Source organism: Xylophilus sp. ASV27, assembly GCF_016428875.1.
Taxonomy (GTDB): Bacteria; Pseudomonadota; Gammaproteobacteria; order Burkholderiales; family Burkholderiaceae_C; genus Xylophilus.
Genome location: NZ_JAELTO010000148.1, coordinates 1 through 8,301, shown reverse-complemented (window position 1 = coordinate 8,301; position 8,301 = coordinate 1). Strand labels below are relative to the sequence as shown.

At 72.2% G+C, this 8,301-nt stretch carries 9 protein-coding genes; 6 read left to right on the top strand and 3 right to left on the bottom strand.

Annotation, left to right across the window (positions count from 1 at the left end; translation table 11 throughout):
* Positions 1–207, bottom strand: a 207-nt coding sequence (locus JHD63_RS20695; RefSeq protein WP_198972692.1) for a DUF6139 family protein, incomplete at its 3' end; no start/stop codon positions are given.
* A 146-nt stretch (positions 208–353) separates the two neighbouring features.
* Between JHD63_RS20695 and JHD63_RS20690 the strand changes: the two genes are divergently transcribed.
* The 4 genes from JHD63_RS20690 to JHD63_RS20675 all read left to right on the top strand — a co-directional run bounded on the left by JHD63_RS20690 (position 354) and on the right by JHD63_RS20675 (position 3,986).
* Positions 354–722, top strand: a complete 369-nt coding sequence (locus JHD63_RS20690) for a hypothetical protein (RefSeq protein ID WP_198972691.1) — start codon at positions 354–356, stop codon at positions 720–722.
* A 138-nt stretch (positions 723–860) separates the two neighbouring features.
* Positions 861–2,030 carry a saccharopine dehydrogenase family protein gene (locus tag JHD63_RS20685; protein ID WP_198972690.1) on the top strand — a complete coding sequence of 390 codons (1,170 nt, stop codon included), beginning with the start codon at positions 861–863 and terminating at the stop codon, positions 2,028–2,030.
* Positions 2,005–3,510 (top strand): L-piperidine-6-carboxylate dehydrogenase, encoded by a 1,506-nt coding sequence (gene amaB / locus JHD63_RS20680; RefSeq protein ID WP_198972689.1) that lies wholly within the window; start codon positions 2,005–2,007, stop codon positions 3,508–3,510. The genes JHD63_RS20685 and amaB overlap by 26 nt, the downstream gene beginning before the upstream one ends.
* A gap of 17 nt (positions 3,511–3,527) precedes the next feature.
* Positions 3,528–3,986, top strand: a complete 459-nt coding sequence (locus JHD63_RS20675) for an Lrp/AsnC family transcriptional regulator (protein ID WP_198972688.1) — start codon at positions 3,528–3,530, stop codon at positions 3,984–3,986.
* Positions 3,987–4,010: 24 nt separating this feature from the next.
* Here the strand turns inward: JHD63_RS20675 and JHD63_RS20670 are convergent, their stop codons facing one another.
* On the bottom strand, positions 4,011–4,991 hold the full coding sequence (locus JHD63_RS20670; protein WP_198972687.1) for a LysR family transcriptional regulator: 981 nt from the start codon (positions 4,989–4,991) through the stop codon (positions 4,011–4,013).
* Positions 4,992–5,093: 102 nt separating this feature from the next.
* Here JHD63_RS20670 and JHD63_RS20665 point away from each other — a divergent pair, with 102 nt between their 5' ends.
* Complete coding sequence (locus tag JHD63_RS20665; RefSeq protein WP_198972686.1) at positions 5,094–6,455, top strand: aspartate aminotransferase family protein; 1,362 nt, start codon at positions 5,094–5,096, stop codon at positions 6,453–6,455.
* A gap of 216 nt (positions 6,456–6,671) precedes the next feature.
* Here the strand turns inward: JHD63_RS20665 and JHD63_RS20660 are convergent, their stop codons facing one another.
* The gene (locus JHD63_RS20660) at positions 6,672–7,949 is read right to left on the bottom strand and encodes an AsmA-like C-terminal region-containing protein (protein WP_198972685.1); all 1,278 of its coding nucleotides are present in this window, start codon (positions 7,947–7,949) and stop codon (positions 6,672–6,674) included.
* A gap of 103 nt (positions 7,950–8,052) precedes the next feature.
* Here JHD63_RS20660 and JHD63_RS20655 point away from each other — a divergent pair.
* Positions 8,053–8,301 (top strand): solute carrier family 23 protein (locus JHD63_RS20655; protein WP_370590599.1); only part of this gene is annotated, 249 nt, incomplete at its 3' end.

The window sequence follows — 8,301 nt, the reverse complement described above, 5'->3', positions numbered from 1 at the left end:
GGCATACCCCTTCTGCGCGATCTGCTCGCCCGGCCGCTGGATGCCGTGGGCCGGCCAGGCGTCTGCGCCGTCGTCCATCTCGGTGCCGCGGCTGACCGATTGCCAGTCGATGTTGATCGCCTCCTGAGGGATCGGCCGGCCCTCGGGCACGGCGAGGTAGGAGAACCGATGGTGGGCTTCGGAACGACGGTAGAGGTCGATGCGCATGGCGGAGGGGTGCTTTCGTCGAGGTCGGGTGGACACACCCGGCCCCACGGCAACGCTGCCGCAGGACCGGCCCAACCGCCTTTATCGCCCAGCGGCGGCAATATGACCAGCCCCAGGGGGCTGCCGGGCTTGTGCATCATCGGCGCATGACACTGCAATATCTGGATTTCGACTACAGCGAAGACGCGGAGGGCGCCGGCAGCTTCGACGCCATGGCCAGCACCACGCCGCAGCAGGCCGCGGCGGTGCAGGCCGAGGTGGCGCGGGTGCTGGGCTGGGCGCATGCCGCCTTCCCGCAGGCGCGCGGCCCGGTGGAAGAAGGCGGCGAATGGGACTACGAGCTGCGCGGCACGCGCGAGACCACGGCGGGCGAATCGTGGGAGTTCGATGCGCACAGCGCCCGCCTGACGGTGCTGCCCGGCGCCACGGCGACGGTGCGGCACACGGTGCATCTGGTCATCGGCGGCAGCGCGGCTTTCTGCGCGGCGCTGCGCGAGCGGTTCGGGCTGGAGTAGGGCGTGTGCAATCGAGCGCCGGCTTCGTCGGAACGACAGGAACGCCCGCGCTTTCGACGTTTTGCGCTCTGGCGCCTGCCAGCCGGTGCTCCTACGATTTCTTCACGGCGCGGCACCCCGGCCGCCAGGAGAAAAGTCATGAAGAAACCCGATATCCGCAATGTGCTGGTGCTGGGCGCCGGCAAGGTGGGCGGCACGGTGGCCGACATGCTGGCCGAATACCACGGCCTGCCGGTGACGCTGGCCGACCGCGTGGGCTGCGATGCCCCAGGCGGCGACGCGCTGGTGCGGCGCATCCCGCTGGACGTGGACGACGCCGGCGCGCTGGGCCGCGCGCTGGCCGCGCATTCCGTGGTGATCAACGCCCTGCCCTTCTTTCTGGCCGAGCGCGTGGCGGAGCAGGCCGCGCGGCACGGCGTGCACTACTTCGACCTGACCGAGGACGTGGCCGCGACCGCCGCCATCCGCGCGCTCGGCCGCACGGCGCGCTCGGCGCTGATGCCGCAGTGCGGGCTGGCGCCGGGGGTGATCGGCATGCTGGGCAGCCACCTGGCCGGGCAGTTCGACGAGTTGTACGACCTGCGGCTGCGCGTGGGCGCGCTGTCGCGCAACGCCACCAACGCCCTGCGCTACAACTTCACCTGGAGCATCGACGGCGTGATCAACGAGTACTGCCAGCCCTGCGACGCGATCGTCCACGGCCAGCGGGTCTCGGTGCGGCCGCTGGAGGGTTACGAAACCTTCACGCTCGACGCCCAGGCCTACGAGGCCTTCAACACCTCGGGCGGGCTGGGCACGCTGTGCGACACGCTGCAGGGACGGGTGCGCAACCTCGACTACAAGACGATCCGCTATCCGGGCCACCGCGATGCCATGGCCTTCCTGCTGCAGGACCTGCGCCTGATCGAGCGGCGCGACCTGCTGCGCCAGGTGCTGGAGCTGGCGGTGCCGCACAGCCGCGACGACGTGGTGGTGCTGCTGGCCTCGGCCAGCGGCCTGCGCGGCGGCCGCTTCGAGCAGGAGACCCGGGTGGCGCGCATCTTCGGCGCGCCCCTGCGCGGCGTGGCGCGCACCGCCATCGAGCTGAGCACCGCCGCCGGCGTGCTCGGCGCGCTGGAGCTGCTGCGCGCGGGGCGCCTGCCCGGCGCCGGCTTCATCGCGCAGGAGCAGGTGCCGCTGGACGCCTTCCTGGGCACCCGCGCGGGGCACCACTACGCCGGGCTCGGCATCGCCGCCGCCGCGCCGGCGGTGCCCGCCCCGCCCACACGAAAGGATGCGCGCCATGAGCCCCTTGTCGCCTGTGCTTGAACGCTGCGGCATCACGCCGCCGGAGGTCGCGGGCGGCAGCCTGACGGTGCATTCGCCCATCGACGGTGCGCGGATCGCGCAGATGCACGAGACGCCGGCGGCCGCCATGGCCGAGGTGATCGCGCGCTCGCGCGCGGCCTTCCTGCAGTGGCGGCTGGTGCCGGCGCCGGCGCGCGGCGAGCTGGTGCGGCTGTGGGGCGAGGAACTGCGCGCGGCCAAGGCGGACATCGGCCATGTGATCTCGGTCGAGGTCGGCAAGATCACCGAGGAAGGCCTGGGCGAGGTGCAGGAGGCGGTGGACATCTGCGAATTCGCCCTCGGCCTGTCGCGCCAGCTCTACGGCCGCACGATGGTGTCGGAGCGGCCCGGCCACCGCATGATGGAGCAGTACCACCCGCTGGGGCCGGTGGCGGTGATCACCGCTTTCAACTTCCCGAGCGCGGTGTTTGCGTGGAATACCGCCATCGCGCTGGTCTGCGGCGACCCGGTGATCTTCAAGCCCTCCGAGAAGGCCCCGCTGTCGGGCCTGGCGACCTTCAAGGCGCTGGAGCGCGCCATCGCGCGCTTTGGCGGCCGGGCGCCGGCCGGGCTTGCGCAGATCGTGCTGGGCGGCGCCGCGCTGGGCGAGGCGCTGGTGGACAGCCCGGAGGTGGCGCTGGTGTCGGCCACCGGCTCGACCCGCATGGGCCGCGCGGTGGGCGCGCGGGTGGCCGCGCGCTTCGGGCGGCGCATCCTGGAGCTGGGCGGCAACAACGCCATGGTGGTGACGCCGGCGGCGGACCTGGACATGGCGCTGCGCGCCATCCTGTTCAGCGCCGTGGGCACGGCCGGGCAGCGCTGCACCTCGCTGCGGCGGCTGATCGTGCAGCACGGCGTGAAGGAGGCGCTGCTGCAAAGACTGGTACGTGCCTACGCCGGCTTGCGCATCGGCCACCCGCTGGCGCCGGGCACCCTGGTCGGCCCGCTGATCGACGCGGCGGCCTTCCAGCGCATGCAAGCCGCCATCGACAGCGCCCGGGCGCAGGGCGGGCGCCTGCTGTGCGGCGGCGAGCGCGTGCTGGCCGCGGAGTACCCACAGGCCTTCTACGTGCGTCCGGCCATCGTCGACATGCCGGCGCAGACGGCGGTGGTGCGCGAGGAGACTTTCGCGCCCCTGCTCTACGTGCTGGGCTACGAGGAATTCGGGCAGGCGCTGCAACTGCACAACGCGGTGCCGCAGGGGCTGTCTTCGAGCATCTTCACCAACGACCTGCGCGAGGCCGAGGCTTTTCTGGGCGCCGCCGGCTCGGACTGCGGCATGGCCAACGTCAACATCGGGCCCAGCGGCGCGGAGATCGGCGGCGCCTTCGGCGGCGAGAAGGACAGCGGCGGCGACCGCGAGAGCGGCTCCGACGCCTGGAAGCAGTACATGCGGCGCACCACGAACACCATCAACCATTCGACCGAGCTGCCGCTGGCGCAGGGCATCCGCTTTGGCTGAAGGCCACAATAGCCGGCATGAAACTGGACGACACCGACCGGCACCTGCTGGGCCTGCTGCAGGCCAACGCGCGCGAGCCGGCCGCGACGCTGGCGCGCCGATTGAAGATAGCGCGCACCACCGTGGTGGCGCGCATTGCGCGGCTGGAACGCGAAGGCGTCATCGCCGGCTACGGCGTGCGCCTGGGCCGGCGCCTGGAGCAGGCCGCCGTGCGCGCCTACTGCGGCCTGAGCGTGAACGCGCGCAGCGCCGCGGCCGTGATCCGGGCGCTGGAGCGCCTGCCCGAGGTCGAGGAGGTCTCGGCCGTGAGCGGCCAGTTCGACTACGTGGTCGCCCTGCGCTGCGAGACGCCGGAGCAGCTCAACAGCCTGCTCGACCAGCTGGGCCAGATCGAGGGCGTGCACCAGACCCACACCTCGGTGGTGCTGAGCCGCAGCCTGGACCGCCGCAGCGCGGTCGGCGCGGCCCGGGACTGAAGCAAGCGCCCCCCGAAGGGCGGCTCACCCGCCCGCATGCGCCTGCACCAGGCATTCGCGGAACGCCTGCGCCGCGCGCGAGGGCTGCGGCGAGCGGCGCAGCATGCCGACGAACTGGCATTCGTAGCGCAGCCGCTGCGGCGCCACGGCCTGCATGCGGCCGCTGCGCTCGAAGGCCTCGGCGTAGTGCTCGGGCAGGAAGCCCAGGTAGCGCCCGGACAGGATCAGCGTGGCGATGGACTCCTGGTCGAAGCCGGTGGCCTTGCGCGGCAGGCGCGCGCCGTGGCTCAGCTCCATGTTGGGCGAGTGGTAGCCCAGGCCGGCGAAGCTCCAGGCGCGCAGGCCTTCCCAGTCCAGCGCGGCATGCTCGGCGCCGAACAGCGGGTGGGCCGCGCCGCAGTAGAGCTGCATCGACTCGGTGAACAGCGGGTCGTAGAGCAGGCTCTGCGAGTGCCGGTGCGCCGGGATGATGCCGACCTGGAAGCTGCCGTCGATCAGCCCGCGCTCGATGGCGTTGATCGAGGCCACGTGCATCTGCAGCCCGACCTCGGGCGCGCGCGCGGCGAAGAGCGCGATCGCCTCGCCGATGCGCGCCTGCGGGTTGCTGGCGGTCTTGTCGAACACCGCCACGGCCAGTTGCCCGCCCATGCGCTGGTGGATGTCGTCCACGCTGCCGCGAAACACCTCGACCGCGGCCAGCAGGCGCTCGGTTTCCTCATAGACGCGCTGGCCCTCGGCGGTCAGCGCGAAGCCGGCGCGGCCGCGCCGGCACAGCACCAGGCCCAGGCGGGTTTCCAGGTCCTTGACGTGGCGGCTGACGGTGGAGGTGCCGATGTTGAGCTCCAGCTCCGCCGCCGCCATGCCGCCGCAGTCGGCCACGCTCTTGAACACGCGCAGCAGCCGCAGGTCCATGTCGCTGAGCTGGCCCAGCACGGCGCGGCTCTTGCCGGTGGCGGGCGGCACGGCGGCGACGGGGGAGGCGCGCGGCGCGCGCTTTGCTTGCATGGAGTGCCAAGTGAAGATTGATATCGCTCCATTTTCATGACTATTGCGCCGGCCAACAATCCCCCACCGCTCCCCCTTTATCGACGCCCGCAGGACACCACCATGAGCACCATCGCCCCGCCCGCCCATGAACCGAAGGCCCCGGCCGTGCGCACCGACGCCGCCTGGCTCGATGCGCACTGGATGCCCTACACCGGCAACCGCAACTTCAAGGCCGACCCGCGGCTCATCGTGGCCGGCCAGGGCGCCTACTACACCGATGCCGACGGCCGCAAGATCTTCGACGGCCTCTCGGGCCTGTGGTGCTCGGGCCTGGGCCACGGCCGCCCGGAGATCACCGAGGCGGTGAGCCGGCAGATCGCCCGGCTCGACTATTCGCCCGCCTTCCAGTTCGGCCACCCGCTGTCCTTCGAACTGGCCAACAGGATCAAGGAGCTGACGCCGGCCGGCCTGGACTACGTGTTCTTCACCGGCTCGGGCTCGGAGGCCGCCGACACCTCGCTGAAGATGGCGCGCGCCTACTGGCGCACCAGGGGCCAGGCCGGCAAGACGCGCCTGATCGGCCGCGAGAAGGGCTACCACGGCGTGAACTTCGGCGGCATCTCGGTGGGCGGCATCGCGGCCAACCGCAAGCTGTTCGGCCAGGGCGTGGAGGCCGACCACCTGCCGCACACCCAGTTGGCGGGCAATGCCTTCAGCCGCGGCGAGCCCGCCGGCGGCGCCGAACTGGCCGAGCGCCTGCTGGACCTGATCGCGCTGCACGACGCCTCCACCATCGCGGCGGTGATCGTCGAGCCGTTCTCGGGCTCGGCCGGCGTGGTGATCCCGCCCAAGGGCTACCTGCGGCGCCTGCGCGAGATCTGCACGCAGCACGACATCCTGCTGATCTTCGACGAGGTGATCACCGGCTTCGGCCGCTGCGGCGCGCTCACCGGGGCCGAGGCGTTCGGCGTGACGCCCGACATCATGAACGTCGCCAAGCAGGTCACCAACGGCGCCCAGCCGCTGGGCGCGGTGATTGCCAGGAAGGAGATCTACGACACCTTCATGGCGGCGGGCGGCCCCGACTACATGCTGGAGTTCCCGCACGGCTACACCTATGGCGCGCACCCGGTGGCCTGCGCCGCCGGCCTGGCCGCGCTCGACGTGCTGGTGAAGGAAGACATGCCCGGCCGCGTCAAGGCGCTGGCGCCGCACTTCGAGTCCGCGGTGCACGGCCTCAAGGGCAGCCGGCACGTGGCCGACATCCGCAACTACGGCCTGGCCGCCGGCATCACCCTGGCCCCGCTGCCCGGCGAGCCGGCCCGGCGCCCCTATGAAGTGGCCATGGCCTGCTGGAAGAAGGGCTTCTACGTGCGCTACGGCGGCGACACCATCCAGCTCGCGCCGCCCTTCATCGCCGAGCGCGCCGAGATCGACCGGCTGGTGAACGCGCTGGGCGACGCGCTGGCCGAGACGGCCTAGAAAGCCCCGCCTTGGCCCCTCTGCCTCTGGCAGGGGGAGTCGGAGCCTGCCCGGCTGGAGTTTCGAATGAAAAGTGGCCGAAGCCCAGGTAATACCTGGGCTTCGTGCTATTTATTTAATAGCAAATGAGGCACTCGCCTCGCCCATGCGCGCCTCCAGCCGGGCCTTTGCCGAGGGCCGCGCCTCGCCGGCTGACGGGGATCACGGCGGCACCGCTCAGGGCTTCTTCGGCTCCTGGCCGAAGATGCGGCGCAGCGTGTCGCCCACGCGCGCGCCGATGGCCGTGCCCACGCCGGGCGCGACCGCCGTGCCCACGGCGGCGCCGGCCAGCGCGGCGTCGGACAGCGACAGCGTGGGGTCGTCCAGCGTGCCGCCGAACTCCAGCGGCACGCCGACCACGCCGTCCACCAGGTCCACCGCCACGTGCCCGCGGACGCGGCGGTTCTGCAGCACCGCGTCGCCGCGCGCGCTGAGCACGCCGGAGCTGGCCTTGAGGTCGCTGTAGCGCACGATCAGGCCGGCGCTGTCGTTCTGCGTTTCCACGATGCCGGCGATGCGGTCCAGCCGGGTGGTGCCGCCGCGGTGGGTGCCGGCGCTCTTCACGGCGGCGGCCAGGTCGAACTTGAGCAGCGTGGCCGGCGCCAGGGTGAAGCGGGTGCGCGTGTGCAGCGAGCGCAGCAGCGCGCCCAGGTCGGCGCCCTGCGCCTGCAGCTCGGTCTGGCCGCTGGCGCGGCCGGCCACGGCGGACTGGCGCTCGAACGCGGCGAGCAGGGCCACCACGTCCATGTCCTGGAACTCGATGCTGCCGGTGAGCGCGTAGCCGCCGCCCTCGGTCTGCAGCGCGAGCATGCCGGTTTCGGTGCGGCCGGCGGCGTGCAGCTCGGCCTGCCAGCGGTCGTCCTGGCCCTGCCGCGTGAGCAGCAGCCGGGTGTCGGTGGGCGCGCCGCTGCGCACCAGCGTGGCACGGCGGGGCCGCCAGCCCGGGTCGAAGTCGGCCTCGCCCGCATAGGCCAGCGCGCGGCCCTGGATCGACACCCAGCGCAGGTTGCGCCATTCGGCGTGCGCCACGGGAATGTCGGCGATCTGCAAGGGGCCGCCGGCGTCCGGCGCCGCGCCCCCGGCCACCTTCAGGCGGGCAAACAGCGGCTGCGGCAGCGCGGCGTCGTCCAGCTCCAGCCGCGTGATGGCGATGCGCCGCCGCAGCAGCGCGGAGCCGTCCAGATCGGCCGCGATCCGCGCGATGGTCGCCGGCGGCACGCCGTCCACCTTCGCATCGGCCTTCACGTTCTCCAACACCACCCGCGGATGCGGCAGCAGGCGCCAGTGCAGCCCGCCCACGGTGACCGGCACGCCCAGGGCGGCGCTGGCGCGCTCGCCCGCGCGCTGCGCCAGTTGCGCGTCCGACGGCACCCACAGCGCCACCGCCGCCGCGCCCACCACCAGCAGCGCGGCCACGGTCCCCAGCGCGGTCCACCAAGCTCTTTTGCCCTGCATTGCATCTCCCCGTTCAGCCGGCAGGAGGCCGGCAGTCGAAGTTACCCCAGTTATCCCTACACTGCGCAGATTTCACAACCCTTCACACACCAGGAGCCCCGCCGTGTCCGAACCCTTCTTTCCCCGCTGGCGCGAGGTGTCCCCGGCCGAAGGCGCCGTGGTGGCGCCCGACGAGCGCCTGCCCTGGCCGCAGACCGGCGCCATGGGGCTGCAGCACGTGGTGGCCATGTTCGGCTCGACCGTGCTGGCGCCGATCCTGATGGGCTTCAACCCCAACATCGCGATCCTGATGAGCGGCATCGGTACGCTGATCTTCTTCGTGCTCACGCGCGGCCGGGTGCCGAGCTACCTC

Bases quoted from the DNA above. Each gene is read 5' to 3' on its own strand.
- JHD63_RS20670 (WP_198972687.1), bottom strand. From the start codon at position 4,991: ATGCAAGCAAAGCGCGCGCCGCGCGCCTCCCCCGTCGCCGCCGTGCCG.
- JHD63_RS20685 (WP_198972690.1), top strand. From the start codon at position 861: ATGAAGAAACCCGATATCCGCAATGTGCTGGTGCTGGGCGCCGGCAAG.
- amaB (WP_198972689.1), top strand. From the start codon at position 2,005: ATGAGCCCCTTGTCGCCTGTGCTTGAACGCTGCGGCATCACGCCGCCG.
- JHD63_RS20675 (WP_198972688.1), top strand. From the start codon at position 3,528: ATGAAACTGGACGACACCGACCGGCACCTGCTGGGCCTGCTGCAGGCC.
- JHD63_RS20690 (WP_198972691.1), top strand. From the start codon at position 354: ATGACACTGCAATATCTGGATTTCGACTACAGCGAAGACGCGGAGGGC.
- JHD63_RS20665 (WP_198972686.1), top strand. From the start codon at position 5,094: ATGAGCACCATCGCCCCGCCCGCCCATGAACCGAAGGCCCCGGCCGTG.
- JHD63_RS20660 (WP_198972685.1), bottom strand. From the start codon at position 7,949: ATGCAGGGCAAAAGAGCTTGGTGGACCGCGCTGGGGACCGTGGCCGCG.